General features: G+C 73.3%; 27 protein-coding genes. 14 read left to right on the forward strand and 13 right to left on the reverse strand.

Going from position 1 to position 26,609, the window contains the following annotated elements:
* Position 1 precedes the first annotated feature (1 nt).
* Positions 2-1,876, forward strand: coding sequence for a helix-turn-helix domain-containing protein (locus OG494_RS05205; RefSeq protein ID WP_328452466.1), 1,875 nt, complete (start codon positions 2-4; stop codon positions 1,874-1,876).
* A 743-nt stretch (positions 1,877-2,619) separates the two neighbouring features.
* Here the strand turns inward: OG494_RS05205 and OG494_RS05210 are convergent.
* The gene (locus OG494_RS05210) at positions 2,620-3,507 is read right to left on the reverse strand and encodes an NADP-dependent oxidoreductase (protein WP_328452468.1); all 888 of its coding nucleotides are present in this window, start codon (positions 3,505-3,507) and stop codon (positions 2,620-2,622) included.
* A gap of 73 nt (positions 3,508-3,580) precedes the next feature.
* Between OG494_RS05210 and OG494_RS05215 the strand changes: the two genes are divergently transcribed.
* Entirely contained in the window at positions 3,581-4,126 is a 546-nt protein-coding gene (locus OG494_RS05215) for a TetR/AcrR family transcriptional regulator (RefSeq protein ID WP_328452470.1), read from the forward strand.
* Here OG494_RS05215 and OG494_RS05220 read toward each other — a convergent pair.
* Positions 4,113-5,087: a helix-turn-helix domain-containing protein gene (locus tag OG494_RS05220; RefSeq protein ID WP_328452472.1), complete on the reverse strand. Its 975-nt coding sequence runs from the start codon at positions 5,085-5,087 to the stop codon at positions 4,113-4,115. The genes OG494_RS05215 and OG494_RS05220 overlap by 14 nt on opposite strands.
* Before the next feature lie 86 nt (positions 5,088-5,173).
* Here OG494_RS05220 and OG494_RS05225 point away from each other — a divergent pair, with 86 nt between their 5' ends.
* The gene (locus tag OG494_RS05225) at positions 5,174-5,422 is read left to right on the forward strand and encodes a hypothetical protein (protein WP_328452473.1); all 249 of its coding nucleotides are present in this window, start codon (positions 5,174-5,176) and stop codon (positions 5,420-5,422) included.
* 22 nt (positions 5,423-5,444) lie between these two features.
* On the opposite strand, the gene OG494_RS05230 is transcribed toward OG494_RS05225, so the two are convergent.
* A complete protein-coding gene (locus OG494_RS05230) occupies positions 5,445-6,365 on the reverse strand; it encodes a LysR family transcriptional regulator (protein ID WP_328452474.1) in 921 nt (306 codons plus the stop codon).
* 71 nt (positions 6,366-6,436) lie between these two features.
* Between OG494_RS05230 and OG494_RS05235 the strand changes: the two genes are divergently transcribed.
* Positions 6,437-6,865: a nuclear transport factor 2 family protein gene (locus OG494_RS05235; RefSeq protein ID WP_328452476.1), complete on the forward strand. Its 429-nt coding sequence runs from the start codon at positions 6,437-6,439 to the stop codon at positions 6,863-6,865.
* Here the strand turns inward: OG494_RS05235 and OG494_RS05240 are convergent.
* Positions 6,862-8,067, reverse strand: a complete 1,206-nt coding sequence (locus tag OG494_RS05240; RefSeq protein ID WP_328452479.1) for an extracellular catalytic domain type 1 short-chain-length polyhydroxyalkanoate depolymerase — start codon at positions 8,065-8,067, stop codon at positions 6,862-6,864. The genes OG494_RS05235 and OG494_RS05240 overlap by 4 nt on opposite strands.
* Positions 8,068-8,238: 171 nt before the next feature.
* On the opposite strand from OG494_RS05240, the gene OG494_RS05245 reads away from it, so the two are divergent.
* Entirely contained in the window at positions 8,239-9,579 is a 1,341-nt protein-coding gene (locus OG494_RS05245) for a tannase/feruloyl esterase family alpha/beta hydrolase (protein ID WP_442874382.1), read from the forward strand.
* Positions 9,580-9,913: 334 nt separating this feature from the next.
* On the forward strand, positions 9,914-10,333 hold the full coding sequence (locus tag OG494_RS05250) for a hypothetical protein (RefSeq protein WP_328452480.1): 420 nt from the start codon (positions 9,914-9,916) through the stop codon (positions 10,331-10,333).
* A 108-nt stretch (positions 10,334-10,441) separates the two neighbouring features.
* Here the strand turns inward: OG494_RS05250 and OG494_RS05255 are convergent, their stop codons facing one another.
* From OG494_RS05255 to OG494_RS05265, 3 genes are read right to left on the reverse strand one after another with little or no spacing between them, the layout of a single operon-like run.
* Positions 10,442-11,422, reverse strand: coding sequence for a TolB family protein (locus OG494_RS05255; protein ID WP_328452482.1), 981 nt, complete (start codon positions 11,420-11,422; stop codon positions 10,442-10,444).
* Positions 11,419-12,672: an MFS transporter gene (locus OG494_RS05260; protein WP_328452483.1), complete on the reverse strand. Its 1,254-nt coding sequence runs from the start codon at positions 12,670-12,672 to the stop codon at positions 11,419-11,421. Before OG494_RS05260 ends, OG494_RS05255 begins: the two co-directional genes overlap by 4 nt.
* A 5-nt stretch (positions 12,673-12,677) precedes the next feature.
* On the reverse strand, positions 12,678-13,550 hold the full coding sequence (locus OG494_RS05265) for an alkaline phosphatase family protein (protein WP_328452485.1): 873 nt from the start codon (positions 13,548-13,550) through the stop codon (positions 12,678-12,680).
* Between the two features lie 242 nt (positions 13,551-13,792).
* Here OG494_RS05265 and OG494_RS05270 point away from each other — a divergent pair, with 242 nt between their 5' ends.
* The 7 genes from OG494_RS05270 (at position 13,793) to OG494_RS05300 (ending at position 19,107) form a co-directional block, all read left to right on the forward strand.
* Entirely contained in the window at positions 13,793-14,068 is a 276-nt protein-coding gene (locus OG494_RS05270) for a hypothetical protein (protein ID WP_328452487.1), read from the forward strand.
* The gene (locus tag OG494_RS05275; protein WP_328452489.1) at positions 14,065-14,979 is read left to right on the forward strand and encodes an FAD:protein FMN transferase; all 915 of its coding nucleotides are present in this window, start codon (positions 14,065-14,067) and stop codon (positions 14,977-14,979) included. The genes OG494_RS05270 and OG494_RS05275 overlap by 4 nt, the downstream gene beginning before the upstream one ends.
* Positions 14,976-15,545, forward strand: coding sequence for a ferric reductase-like transmembrane domain-containing protein (locus OG494_RS05280; RefSeq protein WP_328452491.1), 570 nt, complete (start codon positions 14,976-14,978; stop codon positions 15,543-15,545). The genes OG494_RS05275 and OG494_RS05280 overlap by 4 nt, the downstream gene beginning before the upstream one ends.
* Positions 15,542-16,684 carry an NADH-ubiquinone oxidoreductase-F iron-sulfur binding region domain-containing protein gene (locus OG494_RS05285; RefSeq protein ID WP_328452493.1) on the forward strand — a complete coding sequence of 381 codons (1,143 nt, stop codon included), beginning with the start codon at positions 15,542-15,544 and terminating at the stop codon, positions 16,682-16,684. The genes OG494_RS05280 and OG494_RS05285 overlap by 4 nt, the downstream gene beginning before the upstream one ends.
* Positions 16,681-16,875: a ferredoxin gene (locus OG494_RS05290; protein WP_328452495.1), complete on the forward strand. Its 195-nt coding sequence runs from the start codon at positions 16,681-16,683 to the stop codon at positions 16,873-16,875. Before OG494_RS05285 ends, OG494_RS05290 begins: the two co-directional genes overlap by 4 nt.
* Before the next feature lie 12 nt (positions 16,876-16,887).
* On the forward strand, positions 16,888-18,186 hold the full coding sequence (locus OG494_RS05295) for a DUF2185 domain-containing protein (protein ID WP_328452497.1): 1,299 nt from the start codon (positions 16,888-16,890) through the stop codon (positions 18,184-18,186).
* A gap of 237 nt (positions 18,187-18,423) precedes the next feature.
* Complete coding sequence (locus OG494_RS05300) at positions 18,424-19,107, forward strand: GNAT family N-acetyltransferase (RefSeq protein WP_328452499.1); 684 nt, start codon at positions 18,424-18,426, stop codon at positions 19,105-19,107.
* Here the strand turns inward: OG494_RS05300 and OG494_RS05305 are convergent.
* The 3 genes from OG494_RS05305 to OG494_RS05315 all read right to left on the reverse strand — a co-directional run bounded on the left by OG494_RS05305 (position 19,085) and on the right by OG494_RS05315 (position 23,196).
* Positions 19,085-20,239, reverse strand: coding sequence for a serine hydrolase domain-containing protein (locus OG494_RS05305; RefSeq protein ID WP_328452501.1), 1,155 nt, complete (start codon positions 20,237-20,239; stop codon positions 19,085-19,087). The two genes, OG494_RS05300 and OG494_RS05305, sit on opposite strands and share 23 nt — an antisense overlap.
* Positions 20,240-20,425: 186 nt before the next feature.
* Positions 20,426-21,604: a glycosyltransferase gene (locus OG494_RS05310; RefSeq protein ID WP_328452503.1), complete on the reverse strand. Its 1,179-nt coding sequence runs from the start codon at positions 21,602-21,604 to the stop codon at positions 20,426-20,428.
* Positions 21,605-21,717: 113 nt separating this feature from the next.
* Positions 21,718-23,196 (reverse strand): aldehyde dehydrogenase, encoded by a 1,479-nt coding sequence (locus tag OG494_RS05315; RefSeq protein WP_328452505.1) that lies wholly within the window; start codon positions 23,194-23,196, stop codon positions 21,718-21,720.
* A gap of 121 nt (positions 23,197-23,317) precedes the next feature.
* Here OG494_RS05315 and OG494_RS05320 point away from each other — a divergent pair, with 121 nt between their 5' ends.
* Positions 23,318-23,641 (forward strand): STAS domain-containing protein, encoded by a 324-nt coding sequence (locus tag OG494_RS05320; RefSeq protein ID WP_328452507.1) that lies wholly within the window; start codon positions 23,318-23,320, stop codon positions 23,639-23,641.
* Between the two features lie 48 nt (positions 23,642-23,689).
* Here the strand turns inward: OG494_RS05320 and OG494_RS05325 are convergent, their stop codons facing one another.
* The 3 genes from OG494_RS05325 to OG494_RS05335 all read right to left on the reverse strand — a co-directional run bounded on the left by OG494_RS05325 (position 23,690) and on the right by OG494_RS05335 (position 26,521).
* Positions 23,690-24,001: a hypothetical protein gene (locus tag OG494_RS05325; protein WP_328452509.1), complete on the reverse strand. Its 312-nt coding sequence runs from the start codon at positions 23,999-24,001 to the stop codon at positions 23,690-23,692.
* Positions 24,002-24,221: 220 nt separating this feature from the next.
* A complete protein-coding gene (locus tag OG494_RS05330; protein WP_328452511.1) occupies positions 24,222-25,418 on the reverse strand; it encodes a serine/threonine-protein kinase in 1,197 nt (398 codons plus the stop codon).
* Between the two features lie 158 nt (positions 25,419-25,576).
* Complete coding sequence (locus OG494_RS05335) at positions 25,577-26,521, reverse strand: SDR family NAD(P)-dependent oxidoreductase (RefSeq protein WP_328458876.1); 945 nt, start codon at positions 26,519-26,521, stop codon at positions 25,577-25,579.
* Positions 26,522-26,609: the final 88 nt, after the last annotated feature.

The following is a 26,609-nucleotide window of genomic DNA, read 5'->3' on the forward strand; positions in this document are numbered from 1 at the left end:
CATGACCGCCGTGACCGCACCCTCGGACGCGCTGCGCCGGCTGCTCGACCTGCTCGCCTCCGGGGCGAGCACCGAGCAGCTGGCGCACGTCGTCGTGGCCGCCCGCGCCGAGGGTGCCCTCGACGCCGCCGACCTGGCCGCGCTGGCGAACGCGGGTGAGCTGGCCCTGCGGATCCGCGAGACGCTCGCCGAGCACCGGCGGCGCGAGGCCCAGCTGGTCGCGCTGTTCGACACCGCGAGCGAGCTGGCCGCACTGTCCGAACCGGACACCGTGCTGCGCTCGATCGTCCGCCGCGCGCGGGCGCTGCTCGGCGTCGACGTCTCGTACCTGAGCCTCAACAACGAGGCGGAGGGCAAGACCTACGTCCGGGTCAGCGACGGCTCGGTCTCGGCGGAGTTCCAGCAGATCGTGCTCGGCATGGGGGAGGGTCTCGGCGGGCTGGTCGCGCAGACCGCGCGGCCCTACGCGACGTCGGACTACTTCACCGACGAACGGTTCCGGCACACGCGCCACATCGACTCCGGTGTCAAGGACGAAGGACTGACCGCGATCCTCGGTGTCCCGCTGGCCATCGGCTCGAAGGTGCTCGGTGTGCTCTTCGCGTCCGACCGCGGCACCCGCGAGTTCTCCGCGGACGAGGTGGCCTTGCTGTCGTCACTGGCCGATCACGCGGCGATCGCCTTGGACAGCGCGAACCTCCTCGACCAGACGCGCCGGGCCGTCGCCGAACTGAACGAGGCCAACGCGACGATCCGCGCGCACAACGAAGCGATGGAACGCGCTGAGGACGCCCACGACCGGCTCACCGACCTCGTCCTGCGCGGTGGTGACCTGCCGGACGTCGCCGCGGCGGTGGCCGGGGTGCTGCACGGCGCGCTCACGGTGTTCGACACCGAAGGCGCGGTCCTGGCGAACTCGGCGGAACCGGCGCGCCACGACGCTGCCGCGCTCGCCGCGTCCCGGGCGGCGGGCCGGGCGGTGTCCACTGTGTCCGATTCGGACACCTGGGTCTGCTCGGTGCAGGCCGGACCGGAGCTGCTCGGCAGCCTGGTGCTGACCGGCCGGACGGATCTGGCCGGCCCGGACCGGCGGCTGTTCGAACGCGCCGGCGTCGTGACGGCGTTGCTGCTCATGCTGCGCCGGTCGGTGGTGCGGGCCGAAGACGAGGTCCGCGGCGAGCTGCTGACCGACCTGCTCACCGCGCCCGGCCGCAACCCGCGGGCGCTGCTGGCCCGCGGCCGCCGCCTCGGCATCGACCTCGCCGCGCCGCACGCGGTGCTGGTGGTGCACACCGGCGACGTCTCCCGGCGACGGCTCGCGAGCGCCGCCGCCCGGCACGCGACGCTGGTCGGCGTGCACGCGGAGGAGGTCGTCCTGCTGGGCGCCGGCGACCCGGGCGAGCTGGCCCGCCGCGTCGCCGCCGACCTCGGCGCGGTGACCGGCCGCCCGGTCACCGTCGGCGCGGCCGGCCCCGGCGCGGGCCCCGAAGCCCTGGCCGCGGCCCACGCCGAAGCGGCGCGATGTGTCCGGGCGCTGCTCGCGCTCGGCCGCACCGGCGAGGGCGCGGACATGGCGGGCCTCGGGTTCCTCGGCCAGCTCCTGGGTGACCAGGCCGATCTCGGCGCGTTCGTCCGCGCGACGCTCGGCCCGGTCCTCGACTACGACGAGCGCCGCGGCACGGAGCTGGCGGCGACGCTGCGGGCGTACTTCGCGAGCGGTGCGCAGCTCGCGCGGACGAAGGACGTGCTGCACGTCCACGTCAACACTGTGGTGCAGCGGCTGGAACGGATCGCGTCGCTGCTGGGGGAGGACTGGCAGGCGCCGGACCGGGCCCTGGAGATCCAGCTGGCGCTGCGGCTGCACCGCCTCGGTTGAACGACCCACACCGCGCCGCGCTCCCGGCGGTTACCTTTCCTGTCCGATGAACATCCGCGCCCTCCCCGAACTCGCCGTCGCCGCCGTGACGACGGTCGCGGGCCTGTGGGGCTACTTCGCGTTCTTCCTCGACGGCGACGTCGGCGGCCAGGGCACCGGTGTGGCCATCCTGCTGGGCGCCTACGCCGGCAACGGCCTGCTCCAGGTGGCGCTGGTCGTGTACGTCCGCGCGGACCTCTCACCGCGCGGGAAACTGGTCTGCGACTTCGACTCCTGGACGTCCCGGGACGGCGGCCCCACCGGAGTGCGGGCGGCGCTCGCCTGGTTCGGCCCGGTGGCGGCCGGGCTCGTGGTGATGCTGGTTTTCACGCCGGCGTCGACGCCCTCGCTCGACGAGGACTTCGGGATCCACGTGTCGATCCTGCTGCTGTCCCTGCTCGGCTCGGCGGCCGTGCTGCTGGGTGCCTTGGTGTGGCCGTTCGCGGTCCTGCCGCTGACGGCCCTGGTCGGCGTGCTCCTGCCGGGACCGGCGTGGCCGTCGCGAGTGGAGATCCTCACCCGCTCGTGGCTGCTGCCCGTGACGGCCGGCTTCGGCACGGTCATGACCTTCGGGGGTGACATCAACGGCTCGGACCTCGGGTACTGGCTCGTCGACGACTTCGGCCTGCCGGTCACCCCCGCCGCGTTCCTGGCGGTGCTCTCGGTCGCGGCGATCGTCGCGCTGATCGTCGGCCACCAGCGGGCTAGGGCACGGCGAGCACGATCTTGCCCCGCCGCGGCCCGGCCACAGCGTGCGCCGCGGCCGCTTCGGCCAGGGGGAACACCGCCTGCACCGGCACGTGGAAGCGTCCCTCCTCGAACAGCGCGGCAGCCTGTGCGAGACCGTGCCGCCCGTCCGGCTGACCGCCGAGCGCGCCGACCGAGACGCGGACGCCGTGCTCGGGGCCGCTGAAGTCGGCCAGCGTGACCACCTTCGACGGCGTCCCGGTCAGCTCGATCAGCTCCGGCAGTGACCCCTTTCCGGCGACGTCGAGGGCCGCGTCGACCGGACCGGAGACGCGTTCGCGCAGGCCAGGGCCGTAGTCGACGGGCTCCGCGCCCAGCTCGGCGAGGAACTCCCGGTTCTCCGCGGCGCCGGTGCCGAGCACCCGCGCGCCCCGCGCCAGCGCCAGGCCGACGGCGAGGCTGCCGACTCCGCCGGTCGCGCCGTCGATCAGCAGCGTCGAACCCGGGCCGATGTCCAGGAGGTCGAGCGCGCGCGTGGCCGTCTCGACCCCGGACGCGGCGCCACCGGCCTGCTCCCACGGCATCGACGGCGGTTTCGGCGTCCAGAACGCCAGGACCGCGAACTCCGCGCTCGCCCCGCCGAGGCGGGCGACGTCGACCGCGCCGAAGACCTCGTCGCCGATCCCGGGACCTTCGTCGACGACGCCGGCCGCGTCCACACCGGGGATGTGCGGCAAGGCGATCGGCGAGCGCGACTTCCCGGCGCGGATCGCCAGGTCGACGGGCGAGACCCCGGCCGCCCGGACGCGGATCCGGACCTCGCCCGGGCCGGCGTGCGGCTCCGGCAGCGCACCGACGGACAGGACCCCGGGCGGGCCGAACCGCTCGAAGAAAGCTGCGAACACGATCACTCCTCGTCTCGGGACGTCTGCGCCTACGGTAGGAGTGAGCAGAGGTGACGAGCGGGAAGTGAGAGCCGTGCGGGACGAACCGACTCGGAAGCGCCGGGTGGACGCCGAGCACAACCGACGGCACCTGGTGGCGGTCGCGCACGCGGCGTTCGCGCGGGACGGCGCCGGCCTGCCGGTACGCGAGATCGCGCGGCGCGCGGGCCTGGCGCCGGCGACGGTCCACCGGCACTTCCCGTCCCGTGACGACCTCCTCGCCGCCGTGCTCGCCGGGCAGGTCGAGCGGTGCGGCCGGCAGCTGCGGGCCGCGCTCGCCGACCCGGACAGCCGGCGCGCGCTGACCCGGACGTTCCACCGCTTCGGCGAATGGCAGGTCCAGGAACGCGGCCTCGTCGAGGCGCTGGGCGGACCGGCCTTCGCCGACCGGCGCCGCGAGCACGCCGAGGCGTTCGGGCGGCTGGTCGAGCGGGCCCGCGACGACGGCGTGCTGCGGCCCCGCGTGTCGGTCGACGACGCGCGCGTCGCGTTGATGGCGATCACGTCGGCGCGGACGACGTCGGCGGTCCGGCAGCTGACGGGGGTGCTGCTGACGGGCCTGCTCGCTACCCCTCGGTGAGGACGTCTGCCCCGGAAGTCCGTTGGTACAGCACGTAACGCCCGTCCCGCACCTTGCTGACGAGGCCCGCGCGGTGCAGGGCGCTCAGGTGGTAGGAGACGGTGCCCGGGGTGTAGCCGATCCGGGTGGCGAGCTCCGCGGTCGAGCGCGCGGTCTCGAGGTCGGCCAGCAGCGCCGCGCGGGCGATGCCGACGACCGGCACGATCGTGGCCGGCTTGCGATCCCGGCCGGCGCCGATCCGGTGGGCCGGGTAGTAGACCACGACCTGTCCGGGCACGTCGACCTGGATGACGGCGCCGGGCCGGCTCAGGACGCTGGGAGCGAGGACGAGATCCCGGCCCGCGACGTCGAGGTCGCCGTCCCACCGCGCGTCGAAGGTGATCGCGTCGCCCGTCCAGCCGATGTCGGGGTGCAGGGTGCCGAGCACCCGGCCGACGCCGTGACCGACCACGGTCTGCGCGCGGTGGGCGATGTCCTGGTCGAGGATCGAGCGCAGCTCGGGCCAGCCGTCCGCCAGGGCGTCGCGCCAGAACCGGGCGAGCCCGCGGGCGAGGCGGCGCTGCAGCTGTCCCGACTCCGCGATCCGGCGGATCGACGTCGGGAGCGGCCTGCTCCAGTGGGCCCGGGCGCCCTCGAGGATCTGGAGTTCGAGGTCGTCCTGCGCGGTCGCTTCGATCCGGGCGAGCTGCTCGTCGAGCAGCTCGCGGTGCCCGGTGCCCGCGCCCGGCTGCGGGGTGAGCAGATCCGGTGTGTAGGCGTCACCGCCCCGCGGCAACAGCTCCGCGAGCAGGGCGACGTCCGGGTGGGCGAGCGACGCGCGGGCGAGCGGCCCGGGATCCCCGAAGACCGGGTGCCGCCCCGAGCCGGCGGCGAGTTTCAGCCACGCCACGGACTCCGACGCGGGCGACGGTGACAGGCGGGTCCGGGACACCGTCCCGGCGTCGACCCGCAGCGTGAACACCACGTCGACGGTAGCAGCGGGCGCGGCGGATTTGAACCGGCTCGAATGCTTTCCGGTTCCCCGCCCCCGCCGGGTTGGGTGATCGGATGTGGCGAATCCTCTGGCCGGCGGTGATGGCGCTTTCCGTGACACTGGTGCCCCCGGCGCCCGCGTACGGGACGGCGAGGACCGCCCGGCCGGCGCTGACCTGGCAGTCGGTCGCGGTGCGCCGGATCAGCGCGCCCTGCCTCCTCACACCGGCGGGGTGCATCCGGCGGATCGAGGTGACGACGGTGGTGTTCGCCGTCCGAAGGTCCGGTGACCAGCGGGTCCTCGGCGGGCGCGGCCGGCCGTGATCCGGCGACGCGCCACGATGGATCACGCCGTGCGCAGCCGGTGCCGGACTTCGGCCGTCAGGTCGGCTGCCGCGTCGCGGAGGGACTCGAGGAACGCTCGGCGAGGGCCGGCTTCGGTGACGGGACGGGTCGCGACGGCTGTCGCGCGGGTCGCCGCCGGGTGGTCGACGCGCGTGATCACGAGTCCCGGGGGCAAGGCGGGCACGGCCAGCCCGGGGACGACGGTGATGCCGAGCCCCGCCGCGACCAAGCCGAACTTCGCGACCCAATCCCGGGCCACAAACGCGATTTCGGGCTGCCACGCCGGATCCGCCCACGCGCCGAGCAGCGTGGTACCCGGCTCGGTGCTGCCCGTGATCCACCGCTGGTCGCGCAGTTGCTCGCCGGTGACGCCCGGGTGGCCGGCGAGGGGGTGGCCCGGTGCCATCGCGACGAACAGCGGGTCGTCCAGCAGCGCGATCAGCTCGACCCCGGCGGGTGGTTGCCGCGGTGGCGTGACGACGGCGAGGTCGAGCCGTCCCCGGGCGACGGCCGTCAGCAACCCCGGGCTCAGGCCCTCCCGCAGCGGCACGCGGGTGCGCGGCTCGCGGCCGGCGAACGCGGCGATCGCGCGCGGCACCAAAGCCGCCATGGCCGTGGAGAACGCGCCGACGCGCAGCCGGCCCGGCGGGCGTTCACCCAGGTCCTGGAGCGCCTGCCGGGTGGCCTGCAGCTCGCCGAGCACGGTTTCCGCGTGCCGGACGACGACCAGCCCCGCCTCGGTGGGCTGAACACCGCGCGCCAGGCGATCGAACAGCGGCCGGCCCGCCGCCTGTTCCATCAGCGCGATCTGGCGCGAGATCGCCGACTGCGTGTACCCCAGCCGGTCCGCCGCCAGCGAAAACGAGCCGTGCCGGGCCGCTTCGCGCACGACCCGCAGGCCCGCGACGGTGAACTCACTCATGCGTACTACTGATAGCACATATGCGAGACAGTCGTTTGTCGCATAGCTTTGCCGATCCTAGGCTCGACCGCATGAGCGCTGAACGGAACACAAAGCTGCTGCGGGAGATCTTCGACCAGCTGGCCGTGGGGAAAGCGCGGGCGCTGACCGACGCGATGGCCGACGACTTCCGCTGGATCTTCCCCGGCCACTGGTCGTGGTCCGGTACCTGGGAGCCGAAATCCGAAGTCGTGCACGGGTTGCTCCGGCCGTTGATGGCCCAGTTCGCCGGCGACTACCGGTGTGCGGCCGAATCGATCGTCGCGCAGGGGGACCGGGTCGTCGTCCAGGCCCGCGGGCACGGCACGACACTGCGCGGCGAGCGGTACGACCAGACGTACTGCTTCGTCTACCGCGTCACGGACGGCCGGCTGCGCGAAGTCGTCGAACACTGCGACACCGCGCTCGTCGACCGCGTCCTGGACCGGATCCCCCGATCCGGTCCAGGCGCAGCGGCCTAGCACTGACCGTCGGCGAGAACCCAATAGCCCGAGGAGGTCTCGCGCAGCGCGTGGACCGTGAACGTGTTCCACAGCCCCATCGCCTGGTTGGAGCCGTTCGCGTACGTCTGGCCGCCGCTCTGGTGCGCCCGCTCCGCCTGGGTGTGGGCGTAGTTGCTGGCCGACACGCACGCGCCCGGCGGCGGCGGAGTGGTGGTCGTGGTGGTGGTCGTCGGCGGGGGAGTGGTGGTCGTGCCCCCGGATCCCTTGTCCAGCCCGAAGAACACGCCCGTGTAGTAGCTGGAGCAGATCCCGGCGAGGAAGTACGCGCCGGTGCTGCCGCACTGCGTCGTCCCGGTGCCGGGGTCGACCGCGGTGCCGTGGCCCATCCCGGCGATCGAGTAGAGCTGGACCTTGTCGCCGTAGTTCGTCAACGTCGTGCCGCCGGGGAGGGACTGGGTGCTCGTCGGCGTCTGGGAGAGGCCGTGCACCGCGGTCCACTGGTCGCGCAGTTCGGTGCCGTTGACCGGGTAGACGGTGTAGTCGCCGGTGCCCTGCCAGATCGCGACGCGTGGCCACGGCCCGCCGTAACCCGGGTACTGCGCCGTGACGCGCGAGGCCCACTGCGCCGGCGTCAGGTTCTGGTTGTTCTGCTGGCAGTTCGTGGCCTGCGTGACGCTCGTGGCGCACTGCGCGGGCAGGCCGGCGTTGATGCCACCGCCGGCGAAGACGTCCGGGTAGGCGGCCAGCAGATCGGCCGTCATCCCGCCACCCGCCGACAGGCCGGTGACGAACACGCGGGCGCGGTCCGAGCCGTGGTCGCCGATCGCCTTGTCCACCATGGACTTGACGGACGCGGCTTCGCCGTTGCCCCGCGTGTCGTCGGCGGTGCCGAACCAGTTGAAGCACTTCAGCGAGTTGTTCGCGGTCGACTGCTGCGGGAACACGACCTCGAACCGCCACTTGTCGGCCAGGGCGGGCCAGCCGGAGTGGGCGTAGTAGTCCGACGCGCTCTGCGTGCAGCCGTGCAGCGCCACGACGACCGGGCGCCCGGTTTCGAGGCCGGCGGGGGTGTAGGTGTACATCGCCAGCGCGCCCGGGTTGGCGCCGAACGACGGGACCTGGACCAGGGACGCCGCGGGCGGGTCGGCGGACGCCACCCCGACGGTGGTGAGCACGGCGGCGGTGATCGCGGCGAGCCCGGCGAAAGCGAGTTTGCGCATGGGGATTCCTTCTCGGCGTTGAGAGGGTTTCCGACGACGTTAGGTCGGTCGCGACGGCCTGACCATGTGGCCGCGCACCACATCGGCGCGGGGATTCATGGTGGCGGCCGGGGTGGTTCCCGGCGTCCGGGCGCGCTTGGGTTCGGGGCAACCCGAGACCGGAGGTGGACCGTGCGCGGTTGGCTTGCTGTGGTGCTGGTTTCCGTTCTGGCGACGGCGGTGCCCGCACCGGCGTCGGCCGCGAGTGCCCGGGTCTTCGTGCCCGGCGCCGAAACGCAGGTCGCCGCCCGCCTGGACGATCTGACGACGACCGGCACGCTCGCGTCCGGCCACACCGTCGAGGCGGACTGGGCCGGGCTGACGTCGGCGGGCCTGCCGGTGCCCGGCCGGGTGCCCGGCGTCCAGGTCGACGGCTACTTCCCGGACACGTCGGCGACGAACACCAACCACGGCTGGAACCACGACGCGCAGTTCGTGCTGCGCCTGCCGGACCGGTGGAACGGCGGCCTGGTCGTCACCGGCTCGCCCGGGACGCGGCGGCAGTACGCGAACGACCGCGCGATCGGCGACCAGGTGCTGGCCGAGGGCTACGCGTTCGCCGCCACCGACAAGGGCAACACCGGTGCCGCGTTCTACGACGACGGCGTCCGGCCGGGGGACGCGCTGACCGAGTGGAACACGCGCGTCACCCAGCTGACCCTGGCCGCGAAGGCGGCGGCGCTGCTGCACTACGGCCGCCCGCCGTCGCGGACGCTGGCCGCTGGGTTGTCGAACGGCGGCTACCTCGTGCGGTGGCAGCTGGAGAACCGGCCGTGGCTCTACGACGGCGGCGTCGACTGGGAAGGCACGCTCTGGCGGGCCGACGGGCCGAACCTGTTCACATTCCTGCCGCCCGCGCTGCGGAACTACCCGGCTTACGCGGCGGGTTCCGCGGCGGCGCACCAGTCCATTCTGGACGCCGGTTTCGCGCCGGGGTCGGAGTTCCTGTGGGACTACCACTACCGCGTCTACTGGGACCTGACCCAGCGGATCTACCGCGAAGAGGTGGACCCGTCGTTCGACGGCGCGCTCGCGGCGGGCGTCCCGTTCTGCGCGAGCGGTACGCCGGCGTGCGACGCGGACTACGCGTACGCGTCCCGGCCCGCGCCGGTGGCCCGCGCGGTGGAGCGGATCTCGCTGACCGGCCGGATCGGCAAGCCGCTGCTCACGCTGCACGGCACGCTGGACACGCTGCTGCCGATCACCCGCGACTCGGACGTCTACGAGCGGATGATCACCGACGCGGGCCGCGGCGCGCTGCACCGCTACTACCGGGTCGAAGGCGGCAACCACGTCGACGGGCTCGTCGACCGGTTCCCCGCGCTGCTGCGTCCGCTGGGCCCGTGCTTCCGGACGGCGTTCGACGCCTTGGCCGGCTGGCTGCGCGGGGTGCGTCCGCCGGCGTCGGCGACGATCGCCCGGCCCGCGCCGGCGACCCCGGCGGAGCTGGCCCGCACCTGCTCGCTGGGGTGACGGTGGTTGCGTCCCGTGCAACATGGGAGTAATTCGCATTTCGGGAGCGCGGGGCAGCCGGGCGAAAAGAAAAGTGAACCGGATCGAACCGGCGTGCGTACTACCTGGTGAGGGGCTTGGTCGAGCCATCGCAAAATCGCTCTGACCAGCCGTTTCACCGCCCGGACAGGCGACCCCGTTCGGCCGCTTGCGGGACCGTTGTACGTCGTTCATGATAGGCATCGGGGTCCGCGAACAATCGATTACGTCGAATATCCAGGTGCCGCGCATGCTTCGGAAGAACCGTCCGTCCGGAAGTGATCCACATGCTGCTACCCGTCGCCGGGGCCGCCTGATGGCCGCGGATCTGTCCGGTCTCGCGATCATCGCCGGCCTGCTGCTGCCGGTGCTCGCCGCCGCGGCCTGGGCGATCGTGCTCGAGCGGCGGCCGCGCCCCGGGCCCGCCGAACCGGAACCCGAACCCGACTGGACGGTCGCCGGCATCCAGGCCCGCCTGCGGTTCGAGCAGGCCGCCCGCCGGTTCGCCGAAGCGGGCACGATCGCGCTGCCGACCCTGCCGATCCCCGAGCAGCTCGGCCGCGACTCCTCCCGGGACCGCCTCCCGTGGCGGCTGCCCCGCACGATCCCGCCACCCCGCCCGTCGGCGGGCGCGTTCTCGACGTCGGGCGCCATCCCGGTCTCGCGGTTCGCGTTCGCACCCCCGGACAACGACCTGATGCGCCGCATCCTGGACGGCCTCCGCAAGATGGACTGACCGCCCGCGCCGACCTCCCGCTGCCCTGCGTTCTCAAGTCCGTGAAGGCCTCCTTGAGGGACTCAGAGTCCCTCAAGGAGGCCTTCACGGACTTGAACCAGCCCCAGGTCACGGGCTGAGGGCCGCCGGGGACTCCGCGTCCGGGATCAGCAGCTTCGGCGCGCCCGAGCCGTCCGCCGGGGACGACCACACGTCCGAGTGACCCGGGCCGCGGGGGATGCCGTAGCCGATCGTGTGGTTGTCGAGCCAGGCCGGCTGGTCGTCCACGCTGCGGGTCTCCGCCAGCGGCGTCACCACCGAGCGTGTCAGGTCCAGTACCGACAGGCGCCAGCCCTTGGCCGGGTCGGCGTCGATCGCGGACTTGAACGCCACCCGCGTGCCGTCCGGGGAGAGTGACGGGCACTCGACGTTCTCGCGCAGCGTGCGGATCGTGTGCGCCGCGAAGTCGCCCGCGACCAGGTAGCGGTGGCCCCCTGTGGACATCGTCGCGTAGAACTGGCGATCGTCGCGGGTGAACGTCACGCCCCAGAAGTTGAGGTCGGCCGCCTGGTACGGCTTGCCGTCGAGCGTCACCGCGTAGTCCTCCAGCGTGCCGGCCAGGTCGCCGGTCGCCGTGTCGAGGATGCCGGCGCGCGTCGAGAACATCCCGCCGTTGTACGAGTCGCCCGTGACGAACACCGTCCACGCCAGCATCCGGCCGCTCGCCGACACCCGCGCCCGGTTCGGCAGGCCGACCAGCGGAATCTCTCGTCGTGAAAGAAGCCGCTCGTCGAGGACCACCAGCTGGTAGGTGGTCAGGTCCCCGTCCGGGCGCAGGCAGAGGCCGGTGCCGCCGGCCGCGTACACCCGGGCGCACGACAGCGGCGACACCGTCCGCGCGCCGCCGGGATCGGTGACCGTCACCGTGGCGACGTGCCCCCGGTCGGCGTCGGCGGTGCTGCGGAACAGCAGCCGCGGTCCGGGCACGAGGCTGACCGAGCCGGTCGCGGTGACGTCGTGGTTGCGCGCGCTCGCGAACCCGACGTACGCGACGGCCACCCCGGCCAGCACGAGCACCCCGGCGAGGGCGATCAGGATCCGCGCCTTCACGAGGTCCGCCGCGGCGAGAGGACCACGAACGTGACGCCGATCGCGAGCACGGCGGCCCCGGCCGCGACGCCGATCGCGAGCTCCGCGCCCCAGAACTGCCACGCGAGTCCGAAAAGGACGGACGAGGCGAAGTACGCCAGCGCTTGCGCCGTCTGCACCAGCGAAATCCCCGTGGTGCGCAACGCTTCCGGCAGCAGCGGCCCGGCCAGCGCCATGAGCACGCCGTCGGTGGCCGCGTAGAACGCGCCGTACAACGCCAGGGCCAGCGCGAACAGCGGCCAGCCGGACACCGGCCCGGCCAGCAGCAGGTAGACCACGGCCAGCGCGCCGTACCCGCCCAGCACCACCGACAGCCGCCCGATCCGGTCGGCCAGCGCGCCCAGCGGCGCGGCGAGCAGCAGGTAGCTGAGGTTCGTGCCGACCGCGAGCAGCGGGAACCAGCCGGTGGCGACGTCCTCCTTGTGCTGCAGCAGCAGGTAGACGAACCCGTCGCCGACGGTCGCCAGCCCGAGCACGCACGCCGCGACCAGCAGCCGCCGCACGCCGCTGCCGCGCAGGAGGGCCAGCGCCGCCCGGGGTGACACCGACGCCGACTGTGTTGTCCGTGGCGTCCGGCGGTCGCGCACGAACAGCACCAGCAGCAGCACGCCGATCGCGGCGATGCAGAAGCTCACGACGAACACCGCGTCGAACGCCTCGGGGTTGGTGGCGCCGACCGCCGCGAGGACGCCGAGCGCGACCAGCGGCCCGGCGAACGCGCCCACGCTGTCCATCGCGCGGTGCACGCCGAACGCCCGGCCGAGCAGGGGTTCGGGCGCCGACAACGTGATCAGCGCGTCGCGGGGCGCCGTCCGCAGGCCCTTGCCGGCGCGGTCGAGGGTGATCACGGCGCCGATCGCGGTCGCCGACGCCCCGGCCGCGAGCAGCCCGAGCTTCATCACCGCGGACAGCGCGTACCCCACGCCGGCCACGGCCTTGCGCCGCCGCACCCGGTCCGCGACGTACCCGCCGACGAGCCGCAGCAACGCCGTCGCGCCGGTGTAGAGGCCGTCGAACAGGCCGTACGCCGCCGGGCTCAGGTGCAGGCCGAGCACCAGGTAGACCGGCAGGATCGCGGTGACCATCTCCGAGGAGACGTCGGTGACCAGGCTGACGGCACCGAGCGCGAAGACGTTGGCGCCGACCGCCGAGAGCTTGCGCCGTGACCCTGTCGCGGCGTGCTCTCGGCGGCCGATGGTCGAGAGGTACACGCGGCCTACTGCCAGACGTCGAGGATCGGCGACTTGCTCGCGGCGCCGGCGATGCCCGGCAGACCGTAGGACGCCTCGATCGTGCGCAGCACGGTGTAGTGGTTGATCGATTCGCTGTAGCTGCCGACCTTGACGTGCGCGCCGGTGAACGAGGTGAAGATCTGGTTGACCGACGTGCCGCTGTCCTCGTCGAAGGTGGTGATCAGCAGGCTGTTGTGCGTCTTGGCCCACTGCGCGTAGGCGTCGAGGTTGTTCTTCAGCCAGGTGTCGCCGGTGCCGATGGAGCAGTCGTGCATGTCGGAGCACATGTTCGGGGTCACGAAGGCGACCGTCGGCAGCTGGGTGAAGTCGGCGGGGAAGCTCGTGTAGCGCACGTTGCTCGCGGCCGGGACGTTCGAGAAGTCCACCCAGCTGTTGTGCTTGCGCATGTAGGTGCCGCTGGAGCAGCCGGTGTAGCCGTCCGACGGCATCGACTCGGAATAGCCCTTGAACGTCTTCCCGGCGCCGATCAGCTGCTGGCCCAGGTTGTCCTTGGCGCCAAGGTTCGCCGGGCAGCTGTCGCTGGTGACCCCCTGCGTCGCGCCGGAGAACAGGGCGACGTAGTTGGGCTGGCTCGGGTGCGTGATCGCGAAGGAGTTCGTGAACTTCGCGCTCTGCGAGGCCAGCGTGTTGAAGTAGGGCGCGCTGGAACTGCCGTTGATCGACGAGTACTTCTTGTTCTCGAACATCACCAGCACGACGTGGTCGAACGTGGGCACGGTCGCGGCCGTCGGCTGTACCGCGGGCTCGGCCGCGTGGGTGACGACGGACGCCGTCGCCGCGCCGGCGGTGACGAGGGCGGCAGCGGCGAACACGGCGAAGATCCGCTTGCGGATCATGGGTCCTCCAGCGCTGGTGCGGCCGGTCGGGCCGCGGGCTTCGTGGTGGGAGCGCCTCATGGTGCCGAGAGCAGGGAGCCGGTGCGTGCCGTGCTGCGGTCCAGCGCGTGAACACCGGGAAACCACCGTCGGACAAGAGAAAGAGTGGGTGAATGGCTTTCCGGCGTCAACCTCCTTTGGTAGTAGGGATCTGACAGGTTGTTCCCAGGAGGCTCACAGGAGCGGCGCCGAGACTCGTTCCCATGGACCCCGAAACGACAGCAAGGACCGCTCGCCGCGAGCACGGCCGCCGCAGGGCCGCCCTGGTCACGGCCACCGCCGCCGTGCTCGGCGCGGCCGCCGTCGGCGCGATCGGCTTCGGCCTGGCGTCGGCGAACGCCGCCGACGACACCACCACGCAGACCACGACCAGCGACAACACGACTTCGCAGGACCAGCTGCAGTCCTCCGGCAGCGGCAGCGGCATCGACGCCGGCTCCGGCTCCGGCAGCGCGCACACCGGCTCGGGTGCGTCGTGACGTCCTTTCGCGCGCTGGGTACCACCGCGGCGGTACTCGTCACGGACCCGGCGCGGCTCGAAACCGCCGTCGACCTGCTGCGCCAGGAGCTCGACGCGGTCGACGAGGCCTGCAGCCGGTTCCGCGCCGACTCCGAGATCTCCCGGCTGCACGACGTCGCCGGCCGGCAGGTCCGGGTCGGCCCGCTGCTCACCGAGGCCCTGTCCGCCGCCCTGCGCGCGGCCCGGCTCACCGGCGGCCTGGTCGACCCGACCGTCGGCACGGCCGTCCGGGCGCTCGGCTACGACCGGGACTTCGCCGCCGTCACCGACGGCCCGCTCGGCGTGGCGGCGCCCGCGCCCGGCTGGCACCGGGTGCTGTTCGACCCGGCCCGCGCGCTGGTCGTGCTGCCCCGGGGCGTCCACCTCGACCTCGGCGCGACGGCGAAGGCCCTGGCCGCGGACCGCGCGGCCCGCCGGATCCACACCGCGACCGGCTGCGGGACGCTGGTGAACCTCGGCGGCGACATCCGCGTCGAGGGCCCGGCCCCCGCGGGCGGCTGGCAGGTCGCGATCGGCGACGACCACGCCGACGCCGTCACCCGGCCGGACACCACCATCGCGCTGTCCGCCGGCGGGCTGGCGACGTCGGGGACCACCCGGCGACGCTGGCGGCGCGGCGGCCGCACGGTGCACCACATCGTCGACCCGCGCACGGGCGACGTCCCTCCGCCGCGCTGGCGCACGGTTTCCGTCGCGGCAAAGTCCACTGTGGACGCCAACACCGCGAGCACCGCGGCTGTCGTCCTCGGCGACGCGGCGCCGGCGTGGCTCGCCGAACGCGGCCTGCCCGCGCGGCTCGTCGGCGTCGGCGGCGACGTCGTCACGACTCCGGGCTGGCCGCGCGAGACCGAGCTGCGGGAGGCGTCGTGAGCTCCGCCGTCTGGTACTTCAGCCGCGCGACCGGGCTCGTGTCGCTGGTGCTCTTCACCGCCGTCGTCGTCCTCGGCGCGCTCGGCGCCGGCCGGTTCGCGACGCGGGAGTGGCCGCGGTTCACCGTCGCCGCGGTCCACCGGAACCTCGCCTTGACCAGCCTCGTGTTCCTCGTCGCGCACATCGCGTCGGCCATCCTCGACGGGTACGTCTCGCTGAGCTGGCTCGACGTCGTCCTCCCGTTCGGCGCGGACTACCAGCCGTTCTGGGTCGGCCTCGGCGCCGTCGCGATCGACCTGCTGCTCGCGATCGTCGTCACCAGCCTGGTGCGCACCCGCATCCCGGCGAAGGTGTGGAAGGCCGTGCACTGGCTGGCCTACCTGTGCTGGCCGGTCGCGCTCGTGCACGGCATCGGCATGGCCGAGAGCGACGCCGCGCACGGCTGGCTGATCGCGCTCGACGTCCTGTGCGTGCTCGCCGTCCTCGGCGGGATCGCCTTCCGCGCCGGCACCCGGCACGCCGACCCCGAAACCCGCAAGCTCTCCCCGCTCGGAGGCACCCGATGAGCACCCTGAGCACTCTCCTGCCCCCGCACCGGCTCGACCTGGCCGGGCACCGGCGTCACCACGGCGTCGTCCCGTGGGTCGCCTACCACGACGACGAAGGCCGCGACCGGCTGATCGAGGCCGCCCGGGCGGCGGACCTGCGCGGCCGCGGTGGCGGCGGCTTCCCGACCGCGGTCAAGCTGCGCGCGGCCCGGGCCCGGCGCTCGATCGTCGTCGCGAACGGCTGTGAAGGCGACCCGTTGAGCAGGAAGGACGCCGCGCTGCTCGCGCTGTCGCCGCACCTCGTGCTGGACGGCCTGCAGCTCGCCGCGCACGCGATCGGCGCGGCCGAAGCGATCTTGTGCGTGCACGCCGGCAGCCCGGTGCTCGGGAGCGTCGCCGCCGCGCTGGCCGAGCGCGAGGACCGGGTACCGGTGCGCGTCGCGGAGATCCCGCGCCGGTACGTCGCCAGCGAGGAATCGGCGCTGGTCCACTACCTGACCTCCGGCGACGCCCGGCCACTCGGGAAACAACCGCGGCCCGCCGAGCGCGGGGTGCGGGGCCGCCCGACGCTGGTGGACAACGTCGACACCCTGGCGCAGCTCGCGCTGGTCGTCCTGCTCGGCCCGCACCACTACCGCGCGGCGCGGACGGACCTGGTCACGGTGACCGGCGCGGTCCGCGGTCCCGGCGTCGTCCCGGTGCGCGCCGGAGCGTCCTTGTCGGAAGTGCTCGCCGCGGCGGGCGGCGAGACCGAGCCCGTGCAGGCGGTGCTCGTCGGTGGTTACGGCGGGACCTGGACGGCCGATCTGCGCGGCACCCTGTCCGGGATCGCGGCCGTGTACGCGCTGCCGGCCTCGGCCTGCGGTCTCGACTACACGGCGAAGGTGCTGGCGTTCCTCGCGGCGGAGTCGGCCCGGCAGTGCGGGCCGTGCATGTTCGGCCTCCCGGCGATCGCGGCGGACTTCGCCGAGCTGGTCCACGGCGGCAACGCGACGGACCGCCTGGCCCGCCGCATCCCGTTGCTGACGGGCCGCGGCGCGTGCGCCCACCCGGACGGCGCGGCCCGCCTCGCGGCTTCGGCGTTGCGGACGTTCGAGGCCGACGTCTGCGCGCACCTGGCCGGCGGCCGCTGCCGGGTCCCGGCGGGTGTGGCGTGAAGCTCTCGGTGGATCCGATCGGCTGCCGCGCCCACGGGCTGTGCGCGGACCTGCTCCCGGAACGGATCCGGCTCGACGAATGGGGCTACCCGGTGCTGGCCTCGGGCCCGGTCCCGCCGGGGCTGGTGGCGGACGCCCGCCGCGCCGCCGCGGCTTGCCCCGTTCTGGCCCTGCGAATGCGGAAGTCCTGATTGGATGTCCACATGGGAGAGCTGCTCGGGACCGCGTCGTTCCCGTCCGGAGACGTCCTGCTGATCGACTTCGGGCTGCTGCGCCTGTGGTCCGGCGACCGGGAACCGGCCCCCGGTCCCGAGGTGGACTTCGAGATCGCCGGGCCGGACGCCCTCGAGGTCGCGGCCGGGATCGACCTGGCCGTGGTCAAGGGCCGGTACGGGTTCGACCTCCCGGAGGACGGCGCGCCGCTGGCCGGCAAGGTCGCGGAGGTCTGCCGGACGACCGGCCTCGACGCGTCCGTGCGGGTGCTGCCGCGGATGCCGCACCACACGCGGGTCCGGCGGTTGCTCGACGACGCGCCGGGCGGCGTCGAGGTGCCGTTCCCCGGTGGCTGGGCGGTCGCCGTGCGCGGGGTCCCGGCGGACCGGGAGCTGCGGGTGCTGGGCGAGCGGATGGACTCCGGCGGCCCGGACGCGCGCAAGTGGCACTCGGTGTGGGTGGAGTGCGCCGAGGGCACACCGGCCACGACGGTCGAATGCGGGTACGTGCTGGTGGAGGAGGCGCGGCTGATGTTCGCCGACCCCGCCGCGCTGAACGGCTGGCGCAACGACGAGCCGTACGACGGCCGGTACGACCTCGTGTTCTGGGGCGCCGACGCGGAAACCGCCGCCGCCCGGGTCTCGGCGTCCACTGTGGACGACGACGGCGTGTACGGGTGGACCGGCCTGACCCGTGACGAGGCGGCGTCGCGCCACGGCGTGCTGAAAGGCCTGGAGGAGTTGCGGTTCCGGTTCGACGTGCGTCCTCACGACGACCACTACCGCGTGCTGCGGCAGATGTACCGCTCGCCGGCGGAGTCGGGCACGATCGAGGTGGCCGGCGCGACGATGACGGGCTGGTTCACCGGCTGGGGCGACGGCGCGTACCCGGTCTACCGCGACCTGGCCGCCGACGGAACGCTGCTGCGGGTGCGGGTGGAACTGGGCGCACCGGAGATCGTCCGCCGGCAGCGCCGGTTCGAGGAACTGTGGTTCGGCGACCTCGCCAAGCTGGCCCTGGTCTCGGCCCGGGTCGCCCGGGACGGCGCGCCGGTCACGTGGCTCCACCGCGAGGCCCCGGACAACGAGGAGGACAGCGGCTGGCGCGTCTTCGCCGGCGACGAGACGCAGGAGTACGTGGACGACGCGGCGAACTGCCGGCTGCTGCCGTTGCGCGAGCTGATCCGGGCCGACCCGGGCTTGGAGGAGCTGCTCGGCCACCCGGCACCGGCGGCTTTCGAGCGTGCCGGTCCGGACGTGGCATTCGTGCCCGTCCCCGAGGCGGACTGATGACCGACGAAGCCGCGCCGGGTATCGGCTGCGGTCGCCTTCGAACCTGCTACTGCTGCCCGGCGGACATCCCGGCTCGCCGTACCCGCGTCCGACGACGACCTGACCTGCTGATCACCGACCCGCGCGGTAAATCGGTCGTCGGGGCGCCGCTCGCTCGTTAACCTCGGACACCATGAACGAGGATCCTGGCTACCGCGGCCTGGACGGCGCGTGGGCTCCGCCCGACACCGTGTTGTGCCGGGAGTCCTGGCGGGCGTCGCGGGCGCCGGTGACCCGGCGGTTCCGCAGCGCGGCGCGGTGTTCGTCCTTTTCGGACAGACACGCGATCCGTGGAACGTCGTCGCGGCGAGGGGGTTCTTCGTGGCCACCGGCCGTTCGCCATCGGTGGGGCAGCCCTCGGGCGCGATGGTGCTACGGGCCGGCGCGGCGCTGGTGATCCGCGAAGCCCGCGCGGAAGACTGGCCCGGCATCCGGCCGATCATCCACGACGTCATCACCGGGCAGGAGACGTTCCCCTACGACCCGGCCATGAGCGAGGCCGACGCCCGGCGGATGTGGCTGGTGGCCCCGCCGGCCCGGGTGGTCGTCGCGACCGAGGGGGACCGGGTCACCGGGACCGCGAACATGTACGCCAACCGGCCCGGGCCCGGCAGCCACATCGCCTCCGGCAGCCTGATGGTCGCCGCCGGGGCGCGTGGTAGGGGGGTAGGCCGGGCCCTCGCCGTGGACCTGGTCGGCTGGGCCCGGCGCACCGGGTTCGCGGCGGTCCAGTTCAACGCCGTCGTCGAGGTGAACACCGCCGCGATCCGGCTCTACGAAAGCCTCGGGTTCGTCACCCTCGACGTCGCGCCCGGAGCGTTCCGCCACCCGGGACTGGGCGACGTCGGCCTGCGGATCATGTGGCTGGACCTGCGGTGACCGGCTTGCCGAACATCGCGCAGGTCACGGCGTTCTGCAGCGCCCGCTGGGCTTCGGCGAGCTTCGGGGCGGCGTCGAACTCGTAGAGGAACTCGGTCGGGACGAGGATCGTCGCGGTGCGGCGGCCCGTGCTGTCGGTGATGGTGCTGCTGGAGTAGCCGGTGATCCCGCCGTCGTGGCCCCAGAAGGTGCCGCACGGGGTGGTGGCGGTCAGGATCCCCAGCCCGTAGCCGGGACCGACGACCGTGCGCATCTCGGCGAGTTGTGCCGCGGGCAGGAGTTTCCCGGACATCAGCGCGGTGTGGAAGCGGGCCCAGTCCGGCGCGCTGCTCACGATCGCCCCGGCGGAGCCGCCCCAGCTCGGGTCGTTGCCGGAGACGTCCACGTGCCCGGCTTCGGGCGTCCCGGCGATGTCGGTGAACTCCGCGGGCACGCCTGGCGGCATGTGGGCGGCGTCCGGTTCGTAGCCGTGCGCGTGCCGGCCGCGCCAGGAGCCGTCGGCGGGCAGGTAGGTGTGCCTCAGGCGCAACGGCCGGGCGATCCGGTCACGCACGAGGTCGGCGAGGCTCGCCCCGGTGACGCGTTCCAGGATCACGCCGACGGCGGCGTAGTTCGTGTTGCTGTAGCCCCAGTCCGCGCCCGGCGCGAACAGCGGCGGGTGCCCGGCGCCGATGGCGAACAGCTCGGCGGCGGTCCACCGGTGGGGATCCTTGCCGAGGATCGCGTTCCGGATCGCGGGGTCCTCGGTGTAGTCGTACAGGCCGCTCGTGTGGTCGAGCAGCATGCGCAAGGTGACCCCGGAGGTGGTGCCGGGCAACCACTTCGCGACGGGATCGGTCAGCGCGAGCCGGCGTTCGGCCACGAGCTGCAGGGTGATCGTGGCCATCACGGTCTTGGTGTTCGACCCCATCCGGAACTCGTCCCCGGCCTCGAGCCGGTGCGCCCACGGCGCCCGCTCGGCGATCTCGACGGGCCTGCCGTGCCCGTCGTCCACCCGCACGATCACGCCCGGCGCGCCGGCGGCCACCAGGTTCCGGGCGAGCTGTTCGAGCTGGGTGCTCGCGGTGGCTTGGGTCGCGGTCGTCAGGCCCGCCGTCACGATCACGGCCGCGACCAGGGCTGTTCGTCTCATTCTCACGAAAGCGACGCTAATGACGGCCGGTACCGCGTTCCATGAGGTCAGCAGGCGTTCCCACCCCCGGGTTTTCCGGAACGTGGGCGGCGGGCGAGCGCGCGCCAGGTGTCCAGGATCTCCGGCGTCTCCCGTTCTCGCGGGGTAATGGTGCCCCGACGAACGGCGTCCCGCAGGACAGACACCTCAGCCCGACGCGACCGGCGCCATCGTCAGCAGGTGTTGCGCGGCAACGCTCGCACCGTCCGGCCGGACCTTGCCCGCGAACTCCCGCGCCCGGGCCGCGACCTCCGGCGCCAACGCCGTGCCGAGGGCCGCGGTCAGCGACTCCGCCGTCACCGCACCCGGGGCGTGCGCCGCGCCGATGCCCAGGTCGCGGACCCGGTCGGCGAAGTAGAACTGGTCGTACATCCGGGGCGCGACGACCTGCGGCGCGCCCGCGCGGGACGTCGTGGTCGTGGTACCCGCGCCGCCGTGGTGCACCACTGCCGCGACCCGCTGGAACAGCGCCTGCTGGTTGATCTCGCCGATGCCCAGGCAGTCCGGTGCCGGCTCCGCCAACGCCAGGTCCGCCCAGCCGCGGGAAATGATCGCCCGGCGGCCGTGCGCGCGGGCCGCGGCCAGCATCGCCTCCGCCAGGCCCTCCGCCGCGCTCATGCTGCCGAAGCCGAAGTACACCGGCGGCTCGCCCGCGTCCAGGAACTCCCGCACCTCGGCCGGCAGCGGCCGCGAGTCGGGGTGGATCCAGGCGCCCGTCTCGACGATGGGCGGGCCGGGCCACGGTGCCAGCGCGGCGTCGGCCGCGAGCCACGGGCGCTCGGTGACCACGTGGCTCTGCAGATCCTCGACCGGTGCGAGCCCGGACGCGACCCGGTGTGCGTTCAGCGTCGGCCCGAACGTCGCGTTCAGGTGCCGGGCGTCCTCGGCCCACCGGTCGCCGTTCGTGCTCGCGGACCGCCACGGCATCGGGGGCGGTGAATGCAGGTCCGACGGCAGCGTGATGGGGCAGAAACTCGCGTAGACGTAGGCGATGCCCCTCCGCTCGGCGATCGAGCGGGCGGCGAGCTGCAGGGCGCCGGCGGCCACGAGCACGTCGCAGCCTTCGGCCGCCTCGGCGACCGTGGTGAACTGGGTGACGACGGTCTCTTCGGCGAGTTTTCGCAGGTCGCCGGCCGCGGGTCGGCCCTTCCCGCGCAGTTCGGGCCCGATCGGGGTGACGGCGAACCCGAGCCCGGCGAGCCAGTCGCGGAAGTCGGGCGGCACGCACAGGCGGACGTCCTGGCCGAGCGCCCGCAGCTCCGACGCGAGCGCCAGGACGGGCTGGACCTCACCCCGCGAACCGATCGTGGACAGCAGGACACGCATCCGGGATTCCCCCTCCGGTGAAAGTGAGCCCGAAGTGTGGACCCGCACCGGGGTCTTGCCGCAAGTCCCCCTCCCGGCTATACCTTGAAAGGGGGAGAGCAGGGCGTCGATCCTCAGCCCAGCGTGAAGGGGTCCCGGGTACCACCCGAAAGTTCGACCCACACCGCCTTGTCGGTCAGGTACTCGTCGATCGCGTGGACGCCGTTCTCCCGCCCCAGCCCCGAATCCTTGACCCCGCCGAACGGCACGGACGGCGCCACCACGCGGTAGGCGTTCACCCACACGGTGCCGGCGTTGAGCTTCGCCGCGACGCGGTGGGCGCGGTGCACGTCCTTCGTCCACACCGCGCCGGCGAGGCCGTACGGGGTGTCGTTGGCCAGGCGGATCGCTTCGGCCTCGTCGGTGAACGGCAACGCGGCCAGCACCGGCCCGAACACCTCCTCGCGGAAGATCGTCGACGCCGGGGTGACGCCGGTGAGCACCGTCGGCTGCACGAACAGCCCGCCCAGTCCCGGATCGGGCACGCCGCCGCACGCGACGGTCGCGCCTTCGGCCTTCGCGGTTTCCAGGTAGCGCAGCACCTTCGCGTACTGCGGCGCGTTCGCGACCGGGCCCATCTCGGTGGCGGGCTCGTTCGGGTCGCCCAGCCTGATCGCCGCGGCGCGCCCGGCGATCAGGCGGATCAGCTCGTCGTGGACGTCGGCGTGCACGATCAGCCGCGAGCCGGCCATGCACGTCTGGCCGGTGGCGGCGAACACCCCGGCGATGACGCCGTTCGCGGCCGCGGCGAGGTCGGCGTCGGGGAACACCACCTGCGGCGACTTGCCGCCCAGCTCCAGCGTCACCTTGTTGAGGTTCTCCGCGGCCGCCACCGCGACGGCCCGGCCGGTGGCGGTCGACCCGGTGAACGCGACCTTGTCGACGCCCGGGTGCCCGGCGAGCGCCGCGCCCGTCTCGCGCGAAAGACCGGTGACGACGTTGACGACGCCGGGCGGGAAGCCGGCCTCGGTGATCAGCTCGGCCAGCCCGAGCGTCGAGACGGGGGCGTGCTCGGACGGCTTCACGACGACCGTGCAGCCGGCGGCCAGCGCGGGCGCGAGCTTCCAGGCGAGCAGCAGCAGCGGCGAGTTCCACGGCGTGATGGCCGCGACGACACCGACCGGCTCGCGGCGGGTGTAGACGAGGTAGTCCGGGTTCGGCGCCGGGATCTGGCGGCCTTCGATCTTGTCGGCCAGGCCCGCGTAGTAGTGGTACCAGCCGCCCAGGCCGGTGAGCTGGCCGAGCATCTCGCGGTAGAGCTTGCCGGAGTCGTTGACCTCGAGCCGCGCGAGCCGTTCGGCGTGCTCGCCGATGAGGTCGCCGAGCCGGTGCAGCAGGGCCGCTCGCGCGAACCCCGTCAGCGTGCCCCACTCGCCGTCGAGCGCCGCCCGGGCCGCGGCGACGGCGTCGTCGACGTCCTCGGGCCCGCCGTCCGGCACGACCGCCCACGGCTGCCCGGTGTACGGGTTCTGCGACTCGAAGGTGCGCCCGGAGCGGGCGCCGACGGCCTTGCCGTCGATCACCAGGGAGAAGACCGGTAACTGTGCGCTCATGGGTCCGCCCTCGTCGACGTCGGCAGGTGCGCTTCCACCCTGCACCCACCGGGGTGCCTGACGTAACCTTCAGGGACGAAACCCGTACCAGGTGGGCAGACCCGGTCGGCAGGAGGCCCGGATGGCACTTCACAGCGTGTTACTGGAAGACGAAGTCATCCTCTCGATCGACGGCGCCTTCGACGCCGCCCTCACACCCGAGTACGACCGCGCGATCGAAACGGCGTTCGCCGCCGACGTCCGCCGCATGGTCCTGGACTTCACGCTGGCCACGGCGGTCGACGCCGTCGCCGCGGCGGCCCTGACCGAGACGGTGGCCGGCTGCGCCGCGCGGGGCACCTACCTCGTGCTCGCGATGCCCGCCGGGGTCGAAGCCGAGGTCACCGACCCGGCGCAGGTCAAACCGCTGCTGAATGGTTTCGAGCCTTGGCAGGACGCCGGCTAGCGAAAAAGGAAGATCATTTCCCGGAGTGCCCGATAAATGATCTCGGGATCAGGCGGCTTCGTTTTCGACGTTTTCGATCCCGGTATCCGGCGCGGACAGTTCCGCGGCGAAGATCGAGTCGATCTTCCGGCTCGCCGTGCGCAGCTTCGTGACGCTCGCGACGAGCAGCAGCAGGATCGCGATGGGCACCACGAGCAGCACCGGCGGCCAGCCGGCGCCGACGACCGCGCCGAGGGCGGTCAAGGCCAGGGCCAGGAAGGACGTCCGGACGACAACCCGCGGCCATCTGGCGCGGGGTTTGGCGTGCCGTCCGCGCGGGGCACCGGGAACGGGGCGCGCAAGGGCAGCGTGGACACTCATCCCAACCTCCGGAAAGTCGTGGAACCGGCCGGGCCTGCCGTGAAACGCGGCACTCGGCACACGCAGGATCTGTCGTGCCGGGAGGCGTTCCGGTTACCGGTCGTTATTGCTTCGAGTCCGAATTCGGAAAAGGGGAATTCCGACGTTCTCCATGACTATTCCACGGCCATTCCCGGCGGTAGGGCCGTTGTGCCCTGCTTCCCTCGCCGGAGGCTCCGGGTCACGAATCGGTGCCCGGACCCGGGCCCTTGCCCTTCCCCTTGTTGCCGCCGGGCGGCTTCGCGTTCTTCCCGGACTTGCCCTGCTGCTTCACCGTCTTCTGCGGCTGCACCGGGCTCTGGTGCGTCACGGCGGCCGGCTCCAGGTCCGCCGACTCGGTCACGGCCGGCGCGGCCACCTGCTGCGGCGACGTCGACGGCGAGGCCGGCGGGCGCACCGCCTCGGTGACGCCCGGTGCCGGTGACTGAGTGGAGGCGCCGCCGCCTTCCGGGGCGGCCAGCAGCACCGCGGCGACGGTGGCCGCGGCCGCGGTGGTCAGGGCGGCGGCGAAGACGGTCCGGAAGTGCCGCGCCGGACGTCCGGGCGGCGGCGCGGCCGAGGGCAGCGTCGACGGCGTGGTGTGGAGCAGCTCCAGCACTTCGGCGGCGGCGGGCCGGTCCGCGGGCTCGCGCCGGGTCATCCGCCGGAGGGTGTGCGCCAGCGCCGGCGGCAGGGTCTCCGGGATCCGGGGCGCCCGCGTCAGCCGCGCCATCGCCGCCTCGACCATCGTGCCCTGGTACTCGCGTTCCCCGGTCAGGCACTCGAGCAGGATCAGGCCGAGCGCGTAGACGTCGGCGGGCGGCCCGGCGGGCTGGCCGGCGACCTGCTCGGGCGCGAGGTAGGCGGCGGTGCCGGGGATGACGCCGGTGCCGGTGATGTGGGTGGTGTCGAGCGCGTGCGCGATGCCGAAGTCACCGATCAGCGGGCCGTCCGCGCTCAGGAACACGTTGGCCGGCTTGAGGTCGCGGTGGACGACCCGCAGCGCGTGGACGTGGGCCAGGCCTTCGGCGAGCCCGGTGGCCAGCGCCGTCACCTCGTCCGTCGTCATCGCGCCGCCGAGCAGCTTTTCGGCGAGGTTCTCGCCTTCGACGAGCTGCATCACCAGGAAGGTCCGGCCGTGCTCGGTGCCGCTGTCGTGCAGCGCCACGACGCCGGGGTGGGCGATGCTGCCCTGGATGCTCATCTCGCGCAGCCGGCGGCGCTGATCCTGCGCCACCGCGCCGCGGTCGTAGATCTTGACGGCGACCGGGCGGTCGAGCCGCAGGTCGTAGGCGCGGTAGACGCGGGCCGTGCCGCCGCTGCCGATCAGCCGGCCGACCTCGTACCGCCCGGCCAGCGTGGTGGGCGGCAGTTCTTCCCCCAGTGCCGGTCGCGGCATGACGGAAAACTCACCGAGTGCGTAGTGCGCACGCGTGGGTTCGTCCGCCTCGCTCATCGCCCGGGCACCCCGTCCTGCCGCTTGGTCGGCCACCCCCGCGGTGTACCCCCATCCCGTGATCCGGAAACCTGTGAAGATCGCGGGCGGGGTACGCGCGCTCAGCGGCCGTCGAAGGCGTCCACGCCGGTGAGCTGCGCCGACAGCGTCCACAGCCGCTCGGCCTGCGCGGGGTCGACGGCGTAGCGGCGCACACCCGAGGCGGCGAGTCCTTCGGCGTCCTCAGGGGACAGTTCGGCGACGTCACAGTCCTCCAGGTACAGCCCGCCGAGCCCGGCCAGCTGCGGTGACGTCGCGGCCCAGACGGTCGTCGCCGCGCCCTGCTCCGGCGTCTTGAACTCGACGAGCATGGTGCCGGCCTCGTCCATCCAGCCGCGCTCGACCATCTCCGCGCGTGACAGGTGCCGCTGCAGCGGCGTCATGATGCCGCCCGGGTGCAGCGCGAAGGCGTGCACGCCCTTTTCCGCGCCGAGCTTGTCGAGCTGGACGGCGAAGAGCACATTGGCCGTCTTGGCTTGGCCGTAGGCGGCCCACTTGTCGTAGCCCTCGGTGAACATGACGTCGTCCCAGCGGATCGGCGAGTTGTGGTGGCCGCGGGAGGACAGCGCGACCACGCGGGCGCCCTCGGCGACGGCCGGCCACAGCCGGTTGACCAGGGCGAAGTGGCCGAGGTGGTTGGTGGCGAACTGGGCTTCCCAGCCCGGTCCGACGCGGGTCTCCGGGCAGGCCATGATGCCGGCGTTGGTGATGAGCAGGTCGATCCGGCGCCCGGAGGCGAGGAAACGCCCGGCGAACGCGCGGACGCTGTCGAGGTCACCCAGGTCCAGCTCGTCGACCTCGACGCCGGTCAGGCCGTCGAGGGCCTGCTCGGCGGTCTCGCGGCGGCGGGCCGGGACGACGACGTGGGCGCCGGCGCCGGTGAGCGCGCGGGTCGCCTCCAGGCCGATGCCGGAGTAACCGCCGGTGACGACGGCGAGCTTCCCGGTGAGGTCGATGCCCGCGACGGCTTCCGCGGCAGTGGTGCCGGCGCCGAAGCCCGAGCCGATCTTGTGCTATGCGGTGGTCATGCTCCCGACGCTAGGACCTGGAGCGCACTCCAGCGCAAGTCGCGCGTCCCGGGCCGAAAGAGGGGAC

The organism is Amycolatopsis sp. NBC_00438 (assembly GCF_036026695.1).
Classification (GTDB): Bacteria; Actinomycetota; Actinomycetes; order Mycobacteriales; family Pseudonocardiaceae; genus Amycolatopsis.